This is a genomic window from Pseudomonas sp. GM_Psu_1 (assembly GCF_026544185.1).
GTDB classification, from domain to species: Bacteria; Pseudomonadota; Gammaproteobacteria; order Pseudomonadales; family Pseudomonadaceae; genus Chryseomonas; species Chryseomonas oryzihabitans.
This window is the reverse complement of the sequence record NZ_JALNUX010000004.1, coordinates 357,249-381,614: the sequence shown is the minus strand read 5'-3', so window position 1 is coordinate 381,614 and position 24,366 is coordinate 357,249. Positions and strand designations below refer to the sequence as shown.

The window sequence follows — 24,366 nt, the reverse complement described above, 5'->3', positions numbered from 1 at the left end:
GTCAGACGACCCTCCCGATGGCGTCCTGGTAGAGCTCGCGATAGCGTTCCAGCATCAGCGGCTCGGTGTAGTAGCGATTGACCCGGGCGAGGCCGGTGCGCTGCGCGGCCTGCCAGCGGCCGGGATTGCGCAGCAGGGCGAGGATGGCGCGGGCGGTGGCCTGGGGATCGGCGATGGCGACCACGCTGCCGCCGGTGCCCAGGGCGCGGTCCTCGGGGATGGAACCCTCGATCAGCTCGCGGCAGGAGCCCACGTCGCTGCTCACCACCGGCACCCCGGCGGCCCAGCCTTCGAGGATCACCAGCGGTTGGGCCTCGCTGATGGAGGTCAGCACCATGAGGCCGAGCTTGGGCAGGATGTCGCCGATCTTCTGGAAGCCGAGGAATTTCACCTTGCCCTCCAGGCCCAGGCTGGTGACCAGGCTGTGGCATTCGGCGGCGTATTCCTCGTCTTCGTCTTCCGGGCCGACCACCCAGGCCTCGGCCTCGGGCATGGCGCTGATCACCCCGCGCATGGCGCGGATGAAGGTCTTGACGTCCTTGATCGGCACCACCCGGCCGAGCAGCCCGACCACCGGCGGCACCCCTTCCGGGCGGCGCTCCAGGGCGTCCTGCCACTGGGTGAGGCTGATGCCGTTGGGGATCACCCGGCAGCGCGCGGGATCGGCGCCGTCCTGGATTTGCCGGCGGCGGTTGCCGTCATAGAGCGAGATGATCGGATCGGCGGCCTTGTAGGTGAGCAGGCCGATGCGCTCGAAGAAGCGGATCCACAGCCGGCGGATGTAGCTGACGTCCACGTCCAGCCCGGTGCGCAGGGCTTCGTCGGGGCCTTCGGCGATCCACTTGGCCTGGGCCAGGTCGATCTTGCGTTCCTTGGTGTAGATGCCGTGCTCGCTGAGCAGGAAGTTGCAGCCCCAGCGCCGCTGCAGGATGGCGCCGAGCATGCCGGCGTAACCGGTGGAGATGGAGTGGATCATCCGCGGACGCGGCAGGCGGCGCGCGGCCTCGGCCAGCATCAGCAAGGGCGCCTGCATGGCGCGCAGGGTCCAGAGGTAGTCGACGAAGGAGGGATCGGTGCAATAGCGCTCGTAGCCCTCGGTGATGGCCTCCCAGCTGGCGCGGCTGTACATGAAGTCGTCCAGGGTCACGCTGCCCTGGGCGAAGGCGTCCACCAGGGCATCGCCCTGGGCGGCGCTGGGTTCGTCGGGGTGGTGCAGGAAGGCGTGCAGGTCGCGCAGCAGCTGCACCGGCGCCTGGCGTCTTGGACTGATGGGCGCCGCCTTGGGCACCCAGGACCCGGCGAGGAAATGTTCCTCGATGTGCACCACGTTGGGCGGGATGGCGTAATGGCGCTTCTCGTAGTTCTCGCGCTGACCGCCGATGAAGAACACCGAGAAGGTCAGCTCCGGCAGGCCGAGGATCAACTGGTTGACCCAGCTCGACACCCCGCCGCGCACATAGGGCCAGGTGCCCTCCAGCAAGAGGCAGACATCGGGGGTGACGGTGGCGGCGGGGGCGTCTTTCATAACCAGTACTTCACCAGGGCGGCGAACGGCGGCCGCTTCTTCAGATCCGCCGGCAGGCTGTCGAGCAACGCCGGGATGACCGCGTAATCGCGGCGCAGAAAGGCGATCTCGGCGCGAAAGGGCGCCAGTTGCGCCAGGGGCACGCCCGCCGCTTCCGCGGCCTGGAAGAATTCCAGGGCGCGCTCGGGCTCGCCCTGCTCCAGGGCGATGCGGCCGGCGAGGATGCGCAATTCTTCGTTTTCTTCCCCGGCCAGGGCCAGTTCGATGTGTTCGCGGGCCTGGCCGAGCACGTGACGCAGGACGCTGCCCTGGGCCAGGCCCAGGTAGGCCAGTTCCCAGTAGCCGCGGGCCAGGGTGCCGTGCAGCGCCGGCTGGCGCTCGGCGGGGGTGCTGGCCAGTTCGCCGAGCTGGGTCTCGATGCGCTGGTTGATCTGGCTTTCCTGCTGGTCGAGCATCGAATAGGCGAGCAGCCGCACGTCGTCGGCCGGATCGCGCAGGGCCAGCTTGAGGATGGGGATGGCGTCGCGTCCGGGCATGCGGCGGGTGGCGAAGAGTGCGGTCAGGCGCTTGTCGGTGCTGGGCGCGTGGCGCAGGACGTCCTGCAGGCCGCCGTCGCTGAACAGCATCTCCTCGCGCCGTTCCAGCGGGCGGAACGGCAGATTGGGCACGCTGCGCGCCTCCCAGGCGATCTCGCGGTGTTTGCGCGGCAGATAGAGTGCCGGAAACACCGCGGCGATCACCCCGGCCGCGCCCAGCAGCGGAATGAAGAAGGCCAGGGCAAAGAGAAACAGCGGACTCCAGGGCAGCGGGCGCTGGTAGCGCCGGGGCAGCAGCAGCCAGGCGCCCCCTGCCAGCAGGGCGCTGCCGGCGGCATGAGCGGCGGCGAAGGCCAGGGCCGCCGCCGCCACCGGCAGGTTGGCGAACAGCAGCGCCCAGCTGCTGGCCTCGAAGGCGAAGGCGCCGCTAAACAGCCACTTGCTGTTCATGTAGGCCACACTCGTTGAACAGGAAGACGCGCAGCTCCTGGGCGCGGGTCTTGGGCAGCAGCTCGTGCTCATGGCTGCGCACGCCCAGGCTTTCCAGGGTGCTGTCCTGGCCATGGCGCTCGGCCAGCAGCTGGCGCAGCCGGCGGCGATAGCCTTCCAGGCCGTCGGAGGAGGTCAGCGGCAGCAGGACCAGCAGGCAGGGGTGACCGGCCTGATTGGTCAGGCGCAGTTGCAGGTCGAGGCCGCGGCGACTGCCTTCCAGCAGCGCCAGGGCGCGTTCGCCACCGTCGGCCTCGGTCATCTCGAAGCAGAACAGGCAGGCGGGCAGGGCGTGCTGCTGGGCGTCGCGCAGCGAGCGCTTGAGGTGCTGGGAGAATTGCTGGGCGTCATCGTCGGCCAGGGCCAGCGCCTGGGGATCGCTGCCCAGCAGGTCGGCGATGTGGCCGGCGAGGATGGTCAGCAGGTTGAGGGTGCGTTCGTTGAAGGAAAAGAACGGCATCTGCTCGATGGCCAGTACCGCCAGCAGCCGCTCCTCGGTGTCCAGCAGAGGCACGCAGGCCTGTAGCGCCGAATGCTGGGTCTCGCCGCGTTCCAGCAGCGCCTGGCGGATGCTCAGGGTCTCGCCGCGCTCCAGGGTCAGGCGCACCAGCAGGTCGTCGGGATCGATGCCGGGCATCTCGCCCTGGCTGGCGAGGGCGCGACGATCCACCCGGCCGTTGCCGTCGACCCGGTACAGCCCCGCTACCCGCAGCGAACCGTACTGGGTCAGCAGGCCGACGATGGGTTCGGCCAGGGCCTGCAGGGCATCCTGCTCGCGCGGCACCTCGCGCAGCTGGCGACGCAGGTCCAGCAGGGAGCTGCGCAGGCTGAGATCGTTGCCGGCGACGCGCTGCTCCAGGCGATCGTGGGAGATGCGCAGCAGGTGGTGGGCGCGGGTGAATTCATCCAGCCGTAGCTGGCGATAGTCGTTGGCCAGGTCCAGCCGTTCCAGGCGCCGATCCCAGAGGTCGCGGAATTCGCCCACCAGCATGGCGCAGAGCAACACGCCGACGATAAAGGACGGCGGGATCTCCTCGTAGGCCGGATAGCCCTGGCGGTGCAGATAGAGCAGGGCCACAACCAAGAGGCTGGCACTCACCAGGCCGCGCATGAAGCCATAGCGCACGCCCATGAGGATGGGCGCGAACACCACCCAGGGAAAGGCCAGGCCGACCATCAGGGGATCTTCCGGCACCAGCCAGAAGCCCAGCCCCAGGGCGGCCGCCGTGACCAGCAGGGTTTCCAGCCAGGACAGGCGGCCACTGGCGCGGGGCGCCAGGGTGTAGTCCTTGTGGACGGATTGCAGGGCCATCAGCGCAGCTGCAGCTCTTGCGCGGTGCCGCGCAGGACCTTTTGCGCGGTGGCGGCCAGGCTCTCGCGCGACCAGCCGGAGCGGGCGCCGCTGTTGCTCCAGACCACCCGGCCGCTGGCCGGCTCGACCACCTGCAGGGTCACGCCCACCGCCGGTTCGCCGTCCAAGCCGTTCTTGTATTGCCACTCGTCGACGCTGCCGGTGAGCACGTATTGCAGATTCTGTTGCCGCGCCCAGTCCAGGGCCGCGCGCTGGCGAGCCTTCTCGTCGTCGGTGGGATTGCCGCCCTGGCTGTCGTCATAGACCTGCGGACGGATGCCGCGCTCGCCGAGCACGCTGACCAGAATCTGCGCCGCGCGATCGCCGGCCATGGGCGCCTGGGCATAGTTGGCCAGGGGCACCAGGCCCCAGCGGGCATCCTTGGGCAGGGCTTCGCCACTGGGTCGGGTAAAGCTCGAGCAGCCGGCCAGGAGCACGGTGGCGACACTGGCGACGAGCAGACGCGTGATGTTCATGAGGTCTCTCCCTTGAAGCGGCCTAGCGACCGATTCGATTGCTGTATTGAATGCCCAGGGTGCTGCCGGCCTGACCGCCGCTGCCCTGGGGCGCGGACTGGTAGCCGGCGGTGAACGCCAGTTCGTCGTCGCCGAGCACTGCCATGCCCAGGCCGACATTCAAACCGTAGTTGAATTCGCGCTCGGTCCACTGCCAGCCGACCAGGGTGTCCACCAGCCAGCTGTATTGGGGATGGGTGCGGTTGAGCGAACCGGGAATGCCGCGTCGCCAGCTGCTGCCGACATAGAGCTGGCCATAGCGATCCTGCAACAGCTGGGTGCCGCCCAGGGCTTCCAGGTCGGCCACGGTGACCTCGCCGTTCTCGCCACTGCCGGCCAGCGGTTGCAGGTAGCGGGTGACGCTGGCGGGCAGGGTGCTGCGCGCACTGTTCTGCTGATAGGTGATGCCACTGCGCACCTGCCAGGTGGGACCTTCGAAGAAGATCATGTGGCTCAGCTCCAGGTTGAAGGCGAAGCCGCTGCCCAGGGCATCGCCGTCCCGACTGGAATAGCGATTGTGCGCCGCCCGCCAGCTCAGCTGGTCGCGTGGCGTGAGGTTGTGACGACCGGCCAGACTGACGCTATCCCGCCGGCCGAGGGCGCGCAGATAGCCGCTCTCGTCGGGTTGCCGGTGCCAGTCCAGGGCCGCTTCGATCTCGGTGTTGCCATCGATACGCCAGGTGCGGGCGACGCCCAGGCCCAGGCGATTGCTGTCCGAACGCTGGCTGGCGTCGACGGTGGTTTCCAGACCGCCATCGGCCAGGTTCTTCAGCACCTTGAGCAGCATCTGGTGTTCGTTGCCCAGGGCATCGGACTTGAGGCCGCTGCTCTTCACGCGATTCTGCTTGAGCTGGACATCGGCATAGATGTCATCGCTGAGTCGCCGGGCGGCGCGCACCTCGGTGCCCTGTTCGATCAGACCGCCATAGTCGCGGCGTTCCCAGCCGGCCTGGACGCCGTTGGGGGTGCGCTCGGCCTGCTCGGTGGCCTGGCGCAGCAACTGTCGCTGGATGACCTCCGGCGGCTCGTCGCCGGCGGCCGTCAGGGCCGCGGCCTGGGCGTCGCCGGCATGGCCGAGGCGCTGCAGCACCTCGACACGCTGCGCCGGATCCAGGTCGCCCGCTGCCAGCAGCTTTTCCAGCTCGCCGCGATTCTGCCGGCGCAGGACTTCCTGCAACTGCTCGTACTGGCGCACCTTCAGACCACGGCTCTTGGCCCAGGCCAGCCATTCGCCCTTGAGGCCGTCGTCGTTGTTCTGGCTGAGGGCGTCGAGCCACTGATCGAACCAGAGTTGCAGCATGCTCGGCGAGCCATCCTGCCAGGCACGCGCCTGGGCCAGCGCCGCCTGGGGACCGCGCAGGCTGGAGAGCAGGCGCAGGTAGGTGGCATAGCGCTCGGGGGTGGCCGGCACCTCGTCGTTGGCCAGGTGCGGCGTGACGGCCTTGCGCAGCCGCAGCGCCGCGTCCTGGTGACCGGCGGCGTCCAGGGCGTCGGCGTAGGCGGCCTGCACCAGCCAGTCCTGGGGATGGGCGTCCAGGTAGCGGCGATACCAGCCGAGCGCCTCTTCCGCCTGGCCCAGCAGCACCAGACCGCTGCCGAAGGGCAACCAGAGCACGTCGCTGTCTCGGGCCCGACCCTTCCAGTCGCGCAGCAGGGTGGCGAGTTCGGTCTGGCGATTCTGATCAATGAGCAGCCACAGCAGCCGTTCGCGGAAGCGGTCGTCATCCGGAAAGCGCTGCAAGGCCTGGCGATAGCCCTCTTCGGCCTGGGCGATGCGCCCGCGCTGGAAGTCCAGCCCCGAGCGCGCCAGCCAGACCGCGGGATTGTCGGCCGAAGCCGGCTCGCGCGCGGCACTGGCCAGCAGCCGCTCCAGCGCCGCGGTGTCCTTGAGTTGCTCGGCCCATTGCAGGGCGTCGGTCAGGCGCTTCTGGTTCTTGCTCTTTTCCCAGCTCTTTTCCAGCAAGGCCAGGGCCTTGCGCGGCGCCGTGCGCAGATAGATCGCCAGCAGTCGATCCTCGTCGTTGGCGGTCAGGCCCTTGTCGATCGTGGCCAGGCGTTCGAAGGCCAGCTGGGCTTCGCCGTCGCGCTCCAGCTCCCAGGCCAGCTCCGCCCGCAGCCGCCAGTAGTCGACGCCCTGCCGCTGCTTGGCCGGCATGCCCTCGAGCACCTTCCAGGCTTCTTCGGGCTTGAACAGCTCCCACAGGGTGCCGGCCCAAGTCAGATACTCCGCGTTGGTCAGCGGGAATCTCTTGCCGAACGCGGCCCAGCCTGCGGCTTCGGCGTCGCCCTGCTCGGTACGGGCCAGCAGCTGCTGCAGCCGCTCCCAGGCCAGGCGCTGCTTCGGCTGACGCCGGAGGTAGTCGCGCAGCCAGCGCTCCTCGGCGGCGGGATCGCCCAGGGATTCGTAGGCGAAGATCAGCGCATCCAGTTCGGTCTTGTCCAGTTGCCGTTGCCGCGAAGCCTCGGCCAGCAACTCGACCACGGCATCGAAGCGAAACGCCCGGGCGGCCAGCTTCCAGGCATGATCGCGCCGTTCCGGATCGTCCTGGCGCGCCAGCAGGCGCAACCAGAGGTCGAGGGCTTCGTCCATATGCCCGGTCCACTCGCCCAGCTGGGCCAGTTCCGCGAGCAGTTTTTCATCGTCCGGACGCAGCGCCAGCAGCTGATGACCCTCTTCCCAGGCACGTTCGGTGTCGCCTCGGCCCAGGGCCAGCCGGTACGCGGCCTCCAGGGCGGCCGGGTCGTCCGGCTGCCACTCGCGCCAGCGATCGATCAGGCGCTGGGCCAGGTCCAGGCGCCCGCTGCCCTGGGCGGCGGCCACCCCGGCCTGCAGCCAGGCCAGACCGCTGGCATCGGCCTGCAGCCGCGGCAGTTCCTGCTCCAGCAGGGCGGCGGCCTCGGCGCCCTGGCCGGCGGCAAGCCAGGCATCGAAGGCCTGGTGCCGGTAGCCCTGGCGTTGCTCGGCCGAATCGGCGAGATCGGCCAGGCGCAGATAGAGGCGCGCGGCCTCCTGCTGACGACCGCCGGCCAGGCTCCAGCGCGCCGCCTGCTCCAGCCATTGCTGGCGCCGGGGCGGATCGCGGCGCGCCAGTTCGACATAACGCTGCGCCGCCGTGGCCGGATCGCCCAGTTGCAGGGCGCGCTCGGCGACCCGTTGCAGCTGGGGCGTGCTCAGGGTCGCCACGTCCAGGGCGCTCAGCTGTTGGGCCAGGCGCTCGCGCTCGGCGTCGGCCAGGCCTTGCGGCTGGGCTTCAGCCTGCAGGATGTCCAGCTCCAGGGCATAGAAGGGCGTCGACGCCAGCGGTTTCGGCAGCAGCTGCAATTGCCGCCGCGCCTCGTCGATGCGCCCGAGGGCGATCAGCTGGTCGATCAGCTTCATGCGCAGCCCGGTGTCGTCCGGGGTCGCCTTGAGCAGCACCTGGGCGTAGCTGATGGATACCTGATCGGCCGGCTCCTCGCCGGGCAGGAAGACCTGCTTGCCATGAAAGGTCAGCACCAGCACCAGTGCGGTGAGGAGCGCGACCCCCAGCAGCGTCCAACCACTCAGGAGCCGGGTTTTCTTAGCCGCAGACGATCTCACCGTCACTCACTCGTGTTAGCGGAAGTTTGAACGTCTGGAGTCCGGCCGCAGCCGGCTGGCTCTTGTAGCGCTCGCGACCGACCCGCACCTCGCAGGCCGAGGATGCGCGCAGGGTCAGCTCCAGCGGAAATTGCCCGGCGAAGGCGAAGCGGATGCGCGTCGGCGACAGGTAGTCCCACTGCTGCAGCGGAATATTGGCCTCTTCGAGGGCGGGGGTGGGGTCGCGGCTGTCGCGCAGGACCAGCCGCGCCTGAGCGCCGGCCAGGTGGACATAACGCCCCTGCGGCAGGTCGCGGACCCCAGCGATGCCCCTGGAGCGCTGCAGATCCGGCCAACCCAGGCGCGGATCCAGGCGCAGGGTACGCAGACCGTCGAGGGCCTTGATCGACCAGCTGCCGTCGTCTTCCCGGGCGAGACTGGCGGTATAGAAGCCGCGCAGGCGACTCAGGTAGTCGCTCATCCACAGCGAAATGGGATGTTCGGCGGCCATGCCCTGGTAGATCTCTTCCATGACCTTGAGTGACGCCTGCTTGGTGCCCGAGTAGAAGTGGTAATAGAGATGCAGGCCGCGCAGACGCCGGGGGTGCTCGGTCCGCTCGAAGGTATAGAGCAGATCGCGAAAGCCGTAGTAGGGACCGCGCCAGAGATTGGTGTAGACGTTCTCGTTGATGATGGGCGCATAGAACTGCAGGCCGCCCGGGGTGGGGCGGATGAAGGGATAGAGTCCGCTCACCGAAGGCTGCGACCGGGTGATGTGCGAGTTACCGCCGTTCACGTTGAGCAGGCCATTGTCGTAGGCGAGCTTGAGGGTGGCGGCATCCGGCTGGGCGTCCCCGGACCAGAACACCATCTTCACCGGCTTTTGCGGGGTGGTCAGGCGCTCGTTGATATAGCGGGTCGAACCCACGATCTCCCGGGTGAAATCCACCTTGTCGTAGCCGGGAATCTGCATCATGTAACCGTACTGGGCTTCGAAGTTCTCGCTCTGCTCGGCCACCGCCGGTTGCCAGAAGAACGGATGGCTGAAGGTGTGGGTGGCCACCTCCACCTTGGGATCGGCGAACAGGCGACGGGCGATGGGCTCCAGCTGCGCGGTCAGCTCCGGATAGCGGCCCTTGGGGCCGACCTCGCCTTCGATGATCGACGCCGAGGTCAGAAAGGGATGCGGCTGGATGAACTGCTCCAGCACCACCTGGCCGGAAAAGGGCGCCCCCGGAATCTCCGCCTTGGACGCGAAGGCGTCGCCGTCGATGTGCACGGTGGCGATGCGTCGACCGTTCTCCGTGGTCGGATCGGGTACCGGCAGGGGTGGCAGTTGCAGGGTCTTCGCGGTGAAGTCGAAGGGATCGATGATCCAGCGACTGGCTTCGGGACCGTCTTCCATGACATAGGGGCCGAAGGCGAAGCCGCCCCAGGAGGCCACGCCCATGGGCACGAAGGTACCGCCCGGACCGCTCAGGCTGACCACCGGGGTCGGCCCACCGGGCAGCGTCTGCACGGCGGGCAGGTCACGCGTGCGCAACTTGACCGGTGCTTCGAAGTTGCCGGCCAGGGCAGGGTCCAGCACCTTGAGGGTCAGGCCGTCGGGCAGCGGCTTGCGACTGACGCCCAGACCCAGGCGCTTGAGCAGGGCCTCGTTGTCCAGCGGCAGCCCGCCGAGGATCAGCAGAGGGGTCTTTTCGTCCAGGCGCAGGCCGATCCAGTCGCTGAATTCCCGGGAATGAGGGGGCGGACCGCTGGTCATCCACACCACCACCCCGGCGTAGAGAGCACTGGGCCAGGCCGCGGGCAGCGGCTTGGAGGCATCGAAATAGTCCAGGCGATAGCCCTGATACTCCAGGGCACTGCCCAGGAAACGGTGCACCGCCGACTGGCGCAGGGCGCCTTCGCGGCCGTCGTAGAGCAGCGCCAGCCGGCGCGGCTGCAGGTTTACCGAGCTGATGCCCAGGGTGTTGAGGTCGGGGGTGGTGATATAGGGCACATAGCCTTCGTCGCGCAGCCGCCTGGCCAGGCGCCGGGCTTCGTCACGCTGCTCCGGCGGCAGGTATTCGATGGCGATGACCGGGATGCCGGCACTGCGCGCCGCCTCGATCCGCGGCTTCAGCCACTCGCGGTCTTGCTCGCTGACGGGACGATAGGTCTTCTTGCCGGCATCCCAGCCGGCGTAGAGGGATTCCACCGCCATGGCGGCAGCCACCCCGGGCAATTCCGGTTGCACCTCGAAGCCACGGTTGAAGAACAGCTTGAGCGCTGGCTGGCGGCGGTGCAGCTCGGCCAGCAGGCTCTTCAGCGCCAGGCGCTGGGTTTCCCGCTGGTCTTCGGCCACCAGTTGGAAACTGTCGAGGGTGTCGAGGAAAAGCCCCGTGTAACCGGCTTTGGCCAGCTGGGCGGCGCGTTCGAGCAGGTGGGTTCGCCATACCGGCGCTGCCAGGTTCATCACCTGGCTGCCCCAGGCCTTGTTGGCCACCGGGCTGGCACCCGCGCTGAGACCGGCCTTCTCCAGCGCCGCCGCATCGCCGGCGAATTCGCCGATGGACAGGTAGGCGAAGGGCTGGGCACCGCCGTCGTGCAGCGCGCGGACATCGGCGGTACTGGCATGGCCGGGTTCGAGCACCACCCAGTCGAACTGGGCGAGTTCGGCCACCGGCGGCTTTTCCGCATACCAGAAGGCCACGCTGGCGGGCGCGGCCAGGGCCGTCCCCATGAGGGACAGGGAGCCCAGCAGCCATACCGTCAGCCTGCTCCACCAACCCAAGCGGGACCCTGCTCTAATTGCCTTGCCTGACGCCACACCCAGTCCTTAAACGTGCCCAACTTCGGTATCAGGTTAGCTACATTACGCAAAAGCGTGACGAAAAACTGCCTGCGCCAAGCCGAGCGGCAGCAATTACCGGGTTAATAGGTATCGAAATAATTAATCGTCTGCTGGAAAGCCTTTCTAGGCAGCGGGTTTCAGACGTGTGGGCAAGGAGGTGTAGCGCGGGAAGGCAGGACGGGTGTCGCGGAACATCAGGGGAATTGCCGTCATGCGCGGCGGTAACCGGCATGACGGCAAGCGAGCGCTGTTACTTGAAGCTGCTGTTCAGGTTGGCGCTGGTGGAGAGGATGTTGGTCGAGCCCAGCAGCTGGCTGACGAAGCGGTTCCAGCGGGTGATACCGGCCGGGCCGACGAAGACCACGTCCTGCGGCTGCAGATGGAAGTTCTGCGCCAGCACATAGGCGGTGGGATTCTTGGCCGCCAGGTGGAAGACCTGGGCGGTGGCACCCGGGGCCTTCAGGTCTTCCGGGCCACGGATGACGTAGACGGCATCGGCGTTGGCGGTTTCCTGCTGGATGCCGCCGGCCTGGCTCAGGGCTTCCATCAGGTTCAGGTTGGTGATCTTGTAGCTGACCGCTGCCGGAGCGCGGACTTCACCGACCACATAGACCTTGCGGGCATCGTTGTAGGGCAGGTGCAGGCTGTCGCCGTCCTTCAGGTAGATGCCGTACAGCTTGGAATCCTTGCGGTTCAGGCTGTCGGTGTCCAGGCGGTATTCCTTGCCGTCACGCACCAGGGTCACGCCGGTCAGATCGGCGCCACCGCTGTTGGCCACGCCGGCCTGACCCAGGGCTTCCACCAGGGTGATGGGCTTGGTGGTCAGGGGAATGGCATCGCCCTTGTTTACGGCGCCGGAGATGGTGACCTTCTGGCTGCCGAACTTCAGCACGCTGACGTCGACCTGGGGATTGTCGATGAAGGTGGCCAGACGACGGGAGATATCGGTACGGATCTCTTCCAGGGTCTTGCCGGCGGCGCGCACGGTGCCGACGTAGGGGTAGAACAGGGTGCCATCCGGACGCACCAGGCGACCGTTGGCTTCCAGCTGCTGCTGGGCGCCGGACGGAGCGGTCAGTTCGGGGTGATCCCAGACGGTGATGTAGAGCAGGTCGCTCGCACCGACGCGGTAAGCCTGCGGCTTGTAGTCCAGCAGGGGCTTGAGGTCGGGAGCCTTGGACAGGGCCGCGGAATCCTGGCTCATCAGCAGCGAGCTGGTGATCGGGATCAGCTGGACCTTGGTGCCCTGGATGCTCGGATCGCTTTTCAGGTCGTCCTGATCCAGGTACTGACCCGGGGAGTAGGCACAACCCTGCAGGACGATGCCAGACAGCAAGGCCAGAGCGGTAAATTTGGTTTTCATGTCATTCGTCCTTGATTGCTGATTGAGTGTGAGCAAGAGGAATAAATCGGAAGGTAGAAGCAACGAGCCGGTTATTCATGGTGTTCCTTCGCGAGACATAACGGTCCTCGACAGGGGACTGGATTCCATGCGGCCAGCCTATCCAGCGGCGAGAGAACTCGGGTCTCAGCTTTTAGTTGTACGAGCACCTGAGTCTGCTGGTCTAGGACTGGCCCTTGGCCATCGAGTTCAGCGCCATCGGAGCGGAAAAAGGTGACGCCGTTCGAAATCTGTCATATCTCCGCTAACGAGGTCCTATGACTTCGCAGTCATGTTTGTTCAGGTGTTTTTCTAGCAGGGCCGTCTGCGGCTTCTCCGCGCCATTCTTCGGTTCGATGGCCAGAGGATAGTCGCCCCACCCCGGACCCGCCGCCCAATAGGCGCTGGGTACGCACTGCTCGCCCAGATAGCTGAGCAGATTGTCCATGGCTTCCAGCCATTGCGGGTGTGCAGGTATCCCATATTCGCCAATGAAGCCGCGCAAATTGTGCTTTTTCAGCCACTCGATGAAGGGGCGGGTTCTTTCCACGCCGATCATGGGATGGACGCCCTTCATGCCCGAGGCGTAGTTGCCACTGGAGTCTTCGTCGAAGTAGATGTGCGCCTCGTAGATCAGGTTGTCCGCCGGATCCTTGATCAGCAGATCGCCATTCACCTGCGGCCAGCGCTGGGCACTGGACCAGCTGTCGCCGGCGATGAAGATCGGCGTCTTCATGTCCACCGTGCGGATGCTGTCCACGGCCGTCTGCGCCGCCCGCGGCCAGAGGCCCTGGGTGTCATGGGGTTCGTTCATGACATCGTAGCCGTACAGCGCCGGATGCTTCTGGAAGGTCAGCGCCAGGCGCTTCCAGACATCGGCGTAGCTGGCATAGGACACCTGGGGCGAGCCGATCAGCTGGCCGCGATAGCGTGCGTAGTTGTGCAGGTCGAGGATCACCCGGATGCCGTACTTGTCGGCGAAGTCCAGGGTGCGCTGCAGCAGGGCGACCTGGGCCTGATCCAGTTCACCGCCCAGCTGGGGCTGCACCCGCTCCCAGAGGAAGGGGAAGCGGATGAAGCGGATGCCCTTGGCCGCGTAGCGGCGGAAGTAATCCTCGGTGGGATAGAAGTAGTTGGTGCCTTCCACGCCGGGCAGCACCTGGCCGGCGAAGCCGGCGGCCGACAGGTTGATGCCGATGAGATCCACCTTGGCTGTCGCCGGCTGTGGCTGAGCCTGGCCATAAAGCGCCGCGGAAAGTAATACGGTGGCCAGCAGGCCACCACCGATACGACGTTTCACTCGTGACACGGACAGCACCTCTCGTGTGTTGCGTAAGTTCGTCTGGACAGGGCTCCCTCAGGAGCTCTGCTGGTAGACCGGCGTGGGTTGCAGCGGCGGCGTGCGCCGGGCGAAGTATTCCAGCGCCAGGTAGTCCACGGTCACCCGGATGGTCCAGGCGATGGCGGCGCCCATGATGGAGAAGTGTTGGATGCACACCACCAGCAGACCCAGGTAGGGCAGCAGCTCGGCGAGATGGATCATCGCCGTGGTCCGCGAATGGCCGCGGGCCTGGATCTTGGCGAAGGGAATCTGCGCCAGGGCGTTGAAGATGAAACCCACCGCCAGGATGCGCAGGATCTGCGCGGCATCGCCGCCGTACTCCGGACCCATCCACACGGTCATGATCCAGGGCGCCAGGACGAGGATCGGCAGCACCATCGCCAGGCTGATCAGCAGCAGGCCCCAAAAGGCCTTGTTGGCTTGGCGCGCGGCGTCGTCGCCGCTCTTGCTCAGCAGCGGGAACACCACCCGGGCCACGGCATTGGGGATGATCAGCATCCGCGAGACCGCTTCGGCCGGAGCGGTATAGAAGGACACGCGGCTGGCGCCGACCATGTGCGACAGCACGAAGCGGTCGAAGTAGACCATCAGCGGACTGATGATGTTGCTCACCGTCATCCAGCTGCCGAATTTCAGCAGTTCCTTGAACACCTCGACCTTGAAGGTGCGGATGCCTTCCGGGAAGTCCTTGTGCAGCGGCCAGTAGGCCAGCGCCATGGACACCACCCGCGCCAGCACCAGACCGATCACCGTGGCGGAAAAGCTCGGTTCGATCAGCACCGCGATCAGCGGCGCGATCGCCAGCAGGCTGTTGGAGAAGGTCCGCAGGATGTTGAATTCACCGAAGCGCTCGTTGCCTTCCAGGTAGGCGAACCAGACCGTCGCCAGCAGGAAGGGCGGCACGCACAGGCTCAGCCAGCGAAAGCCGGCCACGGCATTGTCGAAATGTTCGGGCGAGACGTGCAGCAGACTCACCACCTTGCCCGCGCCGAACCACAGCAGCAGCGTCGCCAGCAGACTCAGGCCGATGACGGCGCCGGTGGCCGTGCCCATGACCAGCCGGTTGAGTCCCTTGTCGCCATGGTGCATGGCCACGGCGCGGATGACCGCCCGCGACAGGCCGGCATCGAACAGGGTGGCATAGCCGACGATGGCGAAGGCCAGGGTGAACAGGCCGAACTGCTCGACCCCGAGCAGGCGCGACAGCACGCCCATGGTGGGCAGCGCGATGGCACTGGGAATGACGACACCCAGGATGTTCCAGGTGCTGTTTTTGATCATCGACATCGTGGGGGTGAAAACTCCTTGAGGCCGCCCGACCGACGTCGGGCGGCACGCGGGATCAGACCGGGCGAGCCAGCTGGCTGCTCGGACGCGGGTAGGGACTGCTGACGTAGGTCTCCTGGACGGATGCGGAGCTGTAATGGTGCAGCGCACGCAGCGCCTGGATCACCAGCAGGTAGCAGATGGTGGCCTGGAGGTACTCGAAGAAACCGGCCAGCGGCCAGATCACCAGCTGCGCCAGGGTGGCGGTCACCACGAAACCGGTATCGGGGTGCAGCATCTTCGCCCAGCGATAGTAGAGGAACAGCGACACCGGGATGATGATGAAGGCCAGGAAGCCGAAGCGGAACAGGGTGCCGAACACGCCGACGTCGGAAAGGAAGAAGTACTCACCGAAGTAGGGGATGAAGCCGTTGTTCCACATCAGCGACAGCGAGCCGCTCGGCAACCAGTGGTTCTGACTGAGGTGGGAGAAGATGTAGCCGATGGTCTGCTCGCGCACCCCGTCGGTGGGGCCGTCCTGCACCGACTGGGCATAGAAGTCCAGGTTCAACCCCAGCACCTTCATCAGGTCCGGGAAGATGAAGAAGGGCGATAGCAGCAGCGCGGAGACGCAGATCCAGACGATCGACTTGCTCTTCAGGCAGAACACGGTGAACACCAGCGCCAGCACGATCAGCTGCCGGGTCTGGGTGCCGAACACCAGGGTCAGCAGGAACACCATGGCCAGCACGATGTGCACGGTCTTGCTGCGCGCCGAGCCATCGATCGGCGAGATGCCCTTGTTCCAGGTCTGGATGCAGTAGAAGTAGGCCAGGCACAGCGCCGGCGCACCGATGGAGGAACGGTCCGGGCGGTCGAAGGAGGACTGCTTGTCCCGCAGGTCCGGCAGCACGCCGAACTTGAACATCCAGGCCATGACGGCGGCCAGCAGCGCGGTGATCAGCAGGGCCTTCTCGAATTGCGAGGCGCTCATGTTGCGCCCCAGGAACATCAGGGTGGCGAAGCCGAAGCTGAACAGGATCCGCCGCTCCTCGATCAGGCCGTAGACCAGCGGCTGGCCGTAGAACAGGAAGGAAAAGATCGCTGGCAGACCGATGAAGACCACCGACGAATAGACGGCGTAGGTCATCAGGATCTTGAATTCGCGCTGCTGGGTACCAATGCTGGTCAGCAGGTAGAAGAAGGTGAAGGCCATGCAGATGGCCAGGTACAACTCGTTCAGATAGAGGATGCCGACCGGGTTGTGCGGGCTTTCGCCGAACACGTCCAGGTGCAGGATCAGCAACGGAACCAGGAGAACGAAGGAAACGGTACTTTTACGGAGAATGCTCATAGACCTACCCATCCAGACGGGACCACCGGACTGCTTGTCCGGTGGTCATCTTCCTTGCGGCTGAGAACGCTGCGGGGCAGCCCCTCAGGTGCGTCGACTGCTGCGTTCCTTGAGATAGATGGGCAGGATGCTCACCGCATCGTGCACGTAACGCTTGGCCAGCCGCTTGGGCTCCGAACACATCCGGTGCAGCCACTCCAGCTTGGCCTTCTGCATCCAGCGCGGCGCCCGCTTGACGGTGCCGACGGCAAACAGGATGGACGCGCCGATGCACAGGCCGACGCCGGTGCGCTTGCTGCTGTCGATCTGCCGCGCGAGCTTTTCCTGACGCGGCGCCCCGACGGCATAGAGGATGAACTCCGACGGATTCTGCATCACGAAGTCGACGCATTTCTGCGTTTCCAGCGGATCGTTGATGAAGCCCATCGGCGGGTTGTAGTGCGCCAGCTGCATGTGCGGATACATCCGCCGCAGCTTGCCTACGTCATTCTCGCTCGAACCAATCAACACCACCGACAGGCGCTCGTCGTTGGCCTTGCGCAGGATGCTCAGCGTCAGATCGCTGCCGGTGATGACCTCGGGTACGGCCACCCCCAGCGACTTGAGGATAGGCATCAGGATCCGGCTGTCGCAGATGCGCTTGCCGGCGCGCTGGTAGGACTCGCGCATGTCGGGGTTGCTCTGCAGCTGCACGACATGGTCGATGTTTGGCGTGACGATGTAGCTGTAGGGCCGATGGATGTCCTGGCTGATCGAGCTCATCAGCTCGTCCTTGGTACCGGTGAAGAAGTCGATACCAAAGGCTTGGGTGCGTAGGTTAGACATGCATCGTCGCTCCCTTGAAGGCGCCCTTCACGCCGGACCAGGCCAGTTTCGGATTCTTGAATTCCTTAAGCACGGTGATGCCGGACAGCAGCACGGCGGAGACCAGTGCGTAGGGCGTGCCATGGAATTTGCGATTGAAGCGGGTCGCGGCGCGATTGCGGAAGTAGTGATAGAAGGCACTGCGTCCGCCCGAGCTCATCGAGCCGTAATGATAGAGCTGGCTCTCCCGCAGCACCTTGAGGGCGACGCCCTTGCGCTTGGCCTGGTACTGCCAGTCCACCTCTTCGGAGTACATGAAGTAGGCTTCGTCCATGAACCCAATCTCGGTCAGCAGGCTGGCGCAGAAGGCCATGCTGCAACCCATGATGTAGTCGGGTTCACGATCAAGCTTGGCGATGTCGCTGACCGCGATGTCCTTGCCCAGCAGCTTGGACTTGCCCAGCAGCGGGTAGAGGATGCCGCCGCCATAGCATTCCAGGCGACCGGTCTGGGAGCTCAGGATCACCGAGCCGACGATGGTCTTGGGCGCGCGCTGCAGCTCGGCCAGCAGCGGGGCGAAGGCATCGTCCTTGACGTAGGCGTCGTTGTTGACGACCCAGAAATGCTTGACCGCCAGGTTGTCCAGCGCCCAGCGCATGCCGTAGTTGTTGCCACCGGCATAGCCGTCGTTGCGCGGACTGGCGAGCACGGTGACCTGGCTCAGGCCGTTGTCGGCCTGCCAGCGTTGCAGGACGTCGATGGAGCCGTCCTGGGAATCATTGTCCACCACCACCGCGTGATCGATGGACGGGCAGTGCTTGAGGATGCTCTCCACACAACTGATGGTTTCGTTGGGGGCCTTGTAGTTGAGCACCATGACTACGTTCATTGGCGTGTTCCTATTCTTCAGAATCATCAATCCGGTACAGCGTCGAGATCCAAGGCTGCCAAGCGTGGCCGGGTTCAGGAGCGAACCCTTCGAAATCGCTGTGTGAGGTAGTTTCTTGTTCGATGCGCCTGTACGAATACTGCCGCGATCCCTGAAGGGATTGGCTGGACGGCGCTCGGGCCGTCCAGCCGGGTCGTGCATCAGCTCTTGGCGTTCTGCTCGTAAGAGTAGTGATAGTTGCCGTAAGAGCCGTAGTTACTGGCCTTGCGCTCCACGGCGTTGAAGATCACGCCCTTGAGCGGAATGCCGTTGAGGTCGAAGCGGCGCTTGGTCGCCTCAAGCTCCTTGACACTGTTCACGCCGAAACGTGCGACGATCAGGCTGGTACCGGCGTGGCTGCCGATGATGCCGGCCTCGGTCACCGCCAGGATCGGCGGGGTGTCGATGATCACGATGTCGTACAGCTCGCTGAATTTCTTCAGCACGGTGGTGAATCTCAGGCTCATCAGCAGTTCCGACGGATTCGGCGGGAACTGGCCGCAGGAGACGAAATCCAGGCTGCCGACTTCGGTCTTCTTGATGGCGTCGTTCAGGGCGATGCGGCCACTCAGCAGATCGGACAGACCGTCCTGCTGCTTGGTGTTCATCAGCTTGTGCAGATAGCCCTTGCGCATGTCGCCGTCGATCAGCAGGACGCGCTGACCGGACTCGGCGATCACCGCGGCCAGGTTCGAGGACACGAAGGACTTGCCGACGCCCGGGCTGGGACCGGAGATCATCAGGATGTTGTTCTTGGCCTCGATCATGGCGAAGTGCAGGCTGGTACGCAGGCTGCGCAGCGCCTCGGTGCTCAGATCGGTCGGATGGGTGAGGGCGGTCAGCGAGGACTCGCCCGGCTGCTTGGTGCCCAGTACCTTGGTGGTGTCCGCCTGGTTCTTGCTGTAGGGGATCGAGGCGTAGACCGGCAGGCCGATCTGCTCGATGGCTTCCGGGGTCTCGACACCGCGACGCAGGGTGTGACGGGTGTAGACGATGGCCAGGCCGACGATGCCGCCCAGGATGATGGCGACGGCGATGATCAGCGGCTTGTTGGGGGCGGACGGATCGTCGACATTGGCGTTGGCGTTGTCGATGATGCGGACGCTACCCACGGTACCGGCGCGAATGACTTCCAGCTCCTGGGCCTTGTTCAGCATCAGCGCATAGGTCTGACCGGTCACTTCGATGTCGCGGTTCAGGCGCAGCAGTTCCTGCTGGGTTTCCGGCAGCACTTCGACGCGCTTCTGCAGCTTGGCGCGCTCGGCCTGGAGTTGGCCCAGCTGGCTCATCAGCGCCTGGTAGGCCGGGTGCTGGCGAGTGAACTTGCGGTCCATCTCGGTGCGCTTGAGGTTCAGCTCGGAGATCTGGTTATCCAGGGCAACGGTCTGTTCCAGGACACCCTTGGTCTCGCTGTCGATATCGACCGACTTCTTGTTGGTCTGGTAGTAGTTCAGCGCGGACTGAGCCTTTTCCAGATCGGATTTCACGACCGGGATCTGGGCGCGTAGGAATTCCAGGCTCTGGGTGGACTCGGCGGCGTTGCGATCGATGTTCTGCTGAACGTAGATGTCCGCGACTTCCTGGACGATGGCCTGGGCCTTCAGCGGATCCGCGTCTTGCAGACCGACACCGATGATGCCCGACATCTTGCCGCGTTCACCGGCGACGATGCGGCCCTGGTATTCCTGGATGGTCTTGGAGAAACGCTTCTTCATGATGGTGAATTCGGTGCCGGGGCGAGCCTGCAGCGTAGTCACCTTGATCTGGTAACCGGCATTGCTCACCGGCTGGCCGAGGCCACCGTGCAGTACCACTTCGTCGTCGGCGTTGAAGACGGTGAAGTTCTGGTTGTCCTCGACCTTCAACTTCATCGGCTTGTCGAGGTTGCTGTCCGGCACTTCCAGCTGGTCGATGACCAGTTTCTCGCCGCCCCAGGCGAAGCTGTTCAGGCCGAGCAGGGGAGAGGCGACGTCGGTTTCATTCTGCGGCTCGAAACGGCGCGCGACGAAGTTGCCGATCAGCGGGAAATAGCGCGGCTTGACCTCGATATCCAGCTTGAGGTTCTCGATCGCCTTGCCGATCACCGAGCGCGACTTGAGCAGCTCGATCTCGGTCACCGCCTCAGGCATGGGCGGCGGCATGCCGCTGGTCTGGTCGGTCAGTCGGGTAACGCCCTTCTTCTCCATTTCGATCTGGATCATGGCGTTGGACGAATACATCGGCGTGGCCAGGATGGCGTAGCCAATACCGAGCGCAGCGAAAATGCCGATTACCGACAGCAGTTGCCATTTGTAATCGATCAACATTCCGAAGAGTGCGGAGAAGTTGATATCCGACTCATTTTTAACTTCGGGAGTAAAGCGAGGCATCGTGGTCATGAAATTCCTTCTTCCCTATTTGATGTATGGAAGCCAACTGTCTACACAGCGCGTCAAAAGTATTTGGACATTTTGAAACATCTCTTTAGAAAGGCGATAAGGGTCTGGTACTTCTTGATTGCTCAACCATTTCCCGATCAGAAAAACCTTACCCCTGACTTCAGGAGCAATACTTTCGACGGAGCGTGAGTGGAACTCTTCCATGGTCAAAATCAAATCCGCCTTGCGCAGCATCTCTGCATCCGCCTGGCGAGCTTTGTGGGTGGTGAAATCGATGCCGTTCTCCCGTAGCAATACCTCCTGAGCGGTCTTTTCCATGCCGTGGCCCACCAGCGCCCTGATGCCGGCCGAACCGACCTGGACGTCACGGCCTTCCAGCGCCTTGGCCAGTAGTGCTTCTGCGACCGGGCTGCGACAGATGTTCCCTTCGCATACAACCAATATCGACTTGATCATTCTTCAAAAACCTTCCTGTTGTCCGGACAACAGGTATCGACGGCAGATAGCCCAGCAAAGCCCGTACAGGAGTTGCTCGCTGCCGATGTAATTAGAGTCGGGAGTCCAGGCTCCAGATCGTCGTGCTGAGTAGTGGGGCCAACGGCCCCGGCCAGACTCAGTATGCGTTCTTATTGATGAAGCCTTTGAACAGCGTGAGGAAGATGATCTTGACGTCCCACCAGAAGGACCAGTGGTGGATATAGTCCAGATCGAACTCGACGCGCTTCTGCATCTTGTCCAGAGTGTCGGTCTCGCCGCGCCAGCCATTGACCTGAGCCCAACCGGTAATGCCGGGCTTCATCTTGTGGCGGAGCATGTAGCCCTGCACCAGCTTGCGGTATTGCTCGTTATGAGCGACGGCATGGGGACGGGGACCCACGATGGACATTTCGCCGCGGAGTACATTAATGAATTGAGGCAATTCATCGAGAGACGTACGTCGTAAAAATGCACCAAACGGGGTGATGCGGGAGTCATTCTTGGTCGCCTGGGTGACCTTGGCGCCATTTTCCATGACCTTCATGCTGCGGAATTTCCACACTTCGATCGGCTTGCCGTCCATGCCGTAGCGCTTCTGCTTGAAGAAGATCGGACCGGGCGAGGTGATCTTGATGCCGATGGCGATGGCCAGCATGGGCAGGGAGATCATGGCCAGGATGATCGAAGACAGCACGATGTCCTCGATACGCTTGACGATATGGCTGGCGCCATCCATCGGGGTATCAAAGATGCTGATGCTGGGCAGGCCGTCCAGGCTCTCGCTACGGGCATGCAGCAGGTGGAACATGAAGATGTCCGGGATGATGTAGACCGACGCGGTGGTATCGCTCAGCTCCTGGACCAGCCAGTTGATCTTGCTCTGATCGGCCATGCCCAGGGTGATGTATACCTTGTCGACCTGGCCGGAGCGAACGTCCTGCATGAGGCGATCCAGACCGCCATTCAGCGCCGGGCTGGGTACACCTTCTTCACCGGTGTCCTGGTTGTCGCTGTAGAAACCGGCGATGCGCAGGCCCATCCAGGGGGCGGTGCTGATGGTGTGCGCCAGGCGCTGGGCGACCATGCCATTGCCGGCGATGGCGACATTGCGGGTGTTGATGCCGGCCTTGCGCAGGGAATGCATGATCGAGCGCAGCAGCACGCGATAGCCGCACAGCGTGCCCAGCGTCAGACCCAGCCAGCCCTGCATCACGCCAGGCGAGAGATAGGACTGATCGAAGAAGAAGTAGTCGACCATGAACACGGTCGCGAAGGTCAGCACCCAGTAGGTGGCGATCTTGAGCAGTTCGTCGGTGATGCGCTCACCCCGCCAGGAACCATAGACGTGGTTCAGCTCGGTGAGGAAATGGAAGATCAGCAAGGACAGGAAGATGACGACCCAATGCTCGGGACGCATGCCGGTTTCCGACGCCCAGGTGCCTGCCACATAGGCGCTCAGCGTGATCACGGCGAGGTCGAGCAGGCGGTGTGCGAGCGAGATTGCCGAGGAATTCGTATGCAAAATGCCGCGTTCTTTCAAATTCATGGTTCCATCCTTGTGCGTATACCGTGCACGAACTTTCAACTGGGCGAGGCAGCTACCAGCGTATGAAATGTTCACTATGGCGCTCTAGGACCGATGACTGACCACCGATCGCTAAATGCCATGATGGCTGTAGCGACGTTAGGACTCGGCACTGATAAAGAGGTTCACACGGTAAAAAGGCGGGAAGGCGCTGTCGAGTTGGCCCAGATCAGGGCAAATAGCACGCCAGTCGGGCTACGGCGGAGGAGGGGAAGTGAAGAAGGGGGGAGTGCGTCACAGCGCGGGCGGACGGCTGGCACACTTCTCTCGCATCAGAGTGCGATGAGTGGCTTGCCCGGGCAGCGGAAGGCAGGAAAACGTTCCGTCGGACTTTAACGCGGGATGTGGGAATTGTGAGCTGCTTCACCAAACAATGAGACAGCCAGACCGGTCAGGTCGGGTGTAGGCCAGTCCCTGGCCTGAAACACGCCTCAATGGCGATGATGGGACTGAAAACTCAGGGGGGAATTGACGGGAAGGTTGGAAATCTTGGAGTGCCAGGCTGAATTTCTCGAGTTGTCGTGGGAGAACAACAGGAACGACCAGCTGACGAGGAGCGAGGCCACCGCAAGCCAGGGCAGCTGGGCTTGGGCGAAGACGAGGCAACCGGCAACGCCGGTCCAAACGGGCAGGTAGTAGCGCATTTTTGTTATTCCTGCTTTTTTTGCGAGATTGCAACCTAACTATTGTGCAGACTTTGTGAGAAGTCCATCACCAAAAGGTATTTTTTACACTCCTCAGCTCAGATTCCGACAAACGTGCAGGATAGAGCGGCTGTAGGCCTATGCCGGGCAGGGTTTTTCCGCGCTCAGCAGCAGATTCCGGGGTGTCAGGCTGGCCGGACAGAAGGTCCCCAACGTCACACTGTAACCTTGTTCCTGTAGGAACAGCGCCTGGTCCAGCACCAGCCAGAGTTCCAGCGGGCGGCGGAACAGGCCGCGCAGCAGTTCGAGATTACGAACTTCTGCCAGCCGCTGGAAGCCTCGACGTTCCCACAGCGGCCAGTCGATCGCCGCGGGAAGCTTCAGCGCCTTGCGCCGCGCCAGCTCCGCACCGAACGCCGAGAAGGGCTGGCGCAGCCAGTGGCTGGGTAGCGGCGGCGTATTGAGATAGACGTCGCGCCCACTGAGTTCGCGTTGCAGGAGATCGAATCCCAGGCGTCGCGCCATGGACAGGTCCCTGTCCCGCCGCACCCGCTGCCCGCCGGTGACGGTTTCGCAGAGCGCCAGGCGCAGGGCTTCGCGGTCCAGGCGCAGCGCCGAGGCCTGCGCCGCGGTGGACAACGGGTCATACACCTCGGCAGAGATGCGGTCATAGCAGCAGGGCGCCAGGGCCAGTTGCTGACAGCCGCGCTCGGCTGTAACTCTGAGCAGTCGGGTGTGCAGATCGCCGCAGGCGTGCAGGGCGACGGGAGTATCGCGGCCGCCGAGCAGGTCGCCTGCCAGCGGTTGGAACACATCGGCCTGATAATGGTGCACCGGGGCTTGGCCCCGGTGGCTGAGCCTTTCGCCCTCCTCGACAAGGGTCGCATCGACCTCCAGGCAGATGGCTGGCGCACCCTGATGGGTCAGGTGCCTGGCCAGGTGGCCCTTGCCCGCGCACCAGTCGACCCAGCGCTGCACCGGTTGCCTGAAGTCCAGCGTGCGGCTGAAGGCTTCTATCTGCAGCCACTTGCGCCCCGGCACGTCGACGTCTTGCCTGCCGGACAAGGTGCGGCCAGGAGCGTCTTGGTATTCGTGGACCTGACTGAGCGCCAGTGAGGTCTCTGCCAGGGAGCGGAAGGGCTCAGGTGCAGCCAGCAGCTGAGGGGTATTATGGGCGGCCTCGGCTTCCTCCAGACTGCGGGCCCGCAGCCAGCGAGCCAGCTCCGCATGGCTCGATTCCCAGGCCAGCTCCCGTTCGACGAAGGGTCTGGGTCGCCACAGGTGCTGATGGCGGGTCAGAAAGAGATCCAGGGCGGTGAAGCGTTCGAGGAAAGCAGCGGCGAGCATGATGGCATTATGCAGTGACGGGATTGGCAGGAAGGCAAGGCCTGGCCAC

General features: G+C 64.5%; 17 protein-coding genes. All 17 read right to left on the bottom strand.

What is annotated here, in order from left to right; genetic code table 11:
• Window position 1: 1 nt before the first annotated feature.
• A complete protein-coding gene (pelF, locus tag OXS31_RS09170; protein WP_007161412.1) occupies window positions 2-1,525 on the bottom strand; it encodes a GT4 family glycosyltransferase PelF in 1,524 nt (507 codons plus the stop codon).
• Window positions 1,522-2,511 (bottom strand): hypothetical protein, encoded by a 990-nt coding sequence (locus OXS31_RS09165; RefSeq protein WP_027598139.1) that lies wholly within the window; start codon window positions 2,509-2,511, stop codon window positions 1,522-1,524. Before OXS31_RS09165 ends, pelF begins: the two co-directional genes overlap by 4 nt.
• On the bottom strand, window positions 2,489-3,862 hold the full coding sequence (locus OXS31_RS09160) for a PelD GGDEF domain-containing protein (protein ID WP_007161410.1): 1,374 nt from the start codon (window positions 3,860-3,862) through the stop codon (window positions 2,489-2,491). The genes OXS31_RS09165 and OXS31_RS09160 overlap by 23 nt, the downstream gene beginning before the upstream one ends.
• Window positions 3,862-4,377 (bottom strand): hypothetical protein, encoded by a 516-nt coding sequence (locus OXS31_RS09155; protein WP_017639355.1) that lies wholly within the window; start codon window positions 4,375-4,377, stop codon window positions 3,862-3,864. The genes OXS31_RS09160 and OXS31_RS09155 overlap by 1 nt, the downstream gene beginning before the upstream one ends.
• Window positions 4,378-4,399: 22 nt before the next feature.
• The gene (locus OXS31_RS09150; protein ID WP_267398722.1) at window positions 4,400-7,996 is read right to left on the bottom strand and encodes a tetratricopeptide repeat protein; all 3,597 of its coding nucleotides are present in this window, start codon (window positions 7,994-7,996) and stop codon (window positions 4,400-4,402) included.
• Window positions 7,977-10,700 carry a bifunctional glycoside hydrolase 114/ polysaccharide deacetylase family protein gene (locus OXS31_RS09145; protein WP_267398759.1) on the bottom strand — a complete coding sequence of 908 codons (2,724 nt, stop codon included), beginning with the start codon at window positions 10,698-10,700 and terminating at the stop codon, window positions 7,977-7,979. Before OXS31_RS09145 ends, OXS31_RS09150 begins: the two co-directional genes overlap by 20 nt.
• A 361-nt stretch (window positions 10,701-11,061) precedes the next feature.
• The gene (locus OXS31_RS09140) at window positions 11,062-12,174 is read right to left on the bottom strand and encodes a polysaccharide biosynthesis/export family protein (protein ID WP_027598144.1); all 1,113 of its coding nucleotides are present in this window, start codon (window positions 12,172-12,174) and stop codon (window positions 11,062-11,064) included.
• Window positions 12,175-12,457: 283 nt separating this feature from the next.
• Window positions 12,458-13,492, bottom strand: a complete 1,035-nt coding sequence (locus tag OXS31_RS09135; RefSeq protein ID WP_027598145.1) for a glycoside hydrolase family 5 protein — start codon at window positions 13,490-13,492, stop codon at window positions 12,458-12,460.
• Window positions 13,493-13,549: 57 nt separating this feature from the next.
• A complete protein-coding gene (locus OXS31_RS09130; RefSeq protein WP_074583494.1) occupies window positions 13,550-14,821 on the bottom strand; it encodes a flippase in 1,272 nt (423 codons plus the stop codon).
• 55 nt (window positions 14,822-14,876) lie between these two features.
• Entirely contained in the window at window positions 14,877-16,154 is a 1,278-nt protein-coding gene (locus tag OXS31_RS09125) for a hypothetical protein (RefSeq protein ID WP_027598146.1), read from the bottom strand.
• Between the two features lie 84 nt (window positions 16,155-16,238).
• Window positions 16,239-16,979 carry a WecB/TagA/CpsF family glycosyltransferase gene (locus OXS31_RS09120; RefSeq protein ID WP_027598147.1) on the bottom strand — a complete coding sequence of 247 codons (741 nt, stop codon included), beginning with the start codon at window positions 16,977-16,979 and terminating at the stop codon, window positions 16,239-16,241.
• Window positions 16,972-17,847 (bottom strand): glycosyltransferase family 2 protein, encoded by an 876-nt coding sequence (locus tag OXS31_RS09115; protein WP_027598148.1) that lies wholly within the window; start codon window positions 17,845-17,847, stop codon window positions 16,972-16,974. Before OXS31_RS09115 ends, OXS31_RS09120 begins: the two co-directional genes overlap by 8 nt.
• Window positions 17,848-18,047: 200 nt before the next feature.
• A complete protein-coding gene (locus OXS31_RS09110) occupies window positions 18,048-20,264 on the bottom strand; it encodes a polysaccharide biosynthesis tyrosine autokinase (RefSeq protein WP_027598149.1) in 2,217 nt (738 codons plus the stop codon).
• Between the two features lie 15 nt (window positions 20,265-20,279).
• A complete protein-coding gene (locus tag OXS31_RS09105) occupies window positions 20,280-20,720 on the bottom strand; it encodes a low molecular weight protein-tyrosine-phosphatase (protein ID WP_027598150.1) in 441 nt (146 codons plus the stop codon).
• Window positions 20,721-20,877: 157 nt separating this feature from the next.
• Window positions 20,878-22,287 (bottom strand): undecaprenyl-phosphate glucose phosphotransferase, encoded by a 1,410-nt coding sequence (locus tag OXS31_RS09100; protein WP_007161398.1) that lies wholly within the window; start codon window positions 22,285-22,287, stop codon window positions 20,878-20,880.
• Between the two features lie 470 nt (window positions 22,288-22,757).
• Window positions 22,758-22,970 carry a hypothetical protein gene (locus OXS31_RS09095; RefSeq protein WP_027598151.1) on the bottom strand — a complete coding sequence of 71 codons (213 nt, stop codon included), beginning with the start codon at window positions 22,968-22,970 and terminating at the stop codon, window positions 22,758-22,760.
• A gap of 138 nt (window positions 22,971-23,108) precedes the next feature.
• Complete coding sequence (locus OXS31_RS09090) at window positions 23,109-24,317, bottom strand: methyltransferase (RefSeq protein WP_144954993.1); 1,209 nt, start codon at window positions 24,315-24,317, stop codon at window positions 23,109-23,111.
• Between the last annotated feature and the right edge of the window lie 49 nt (window positions 24,318-24,366).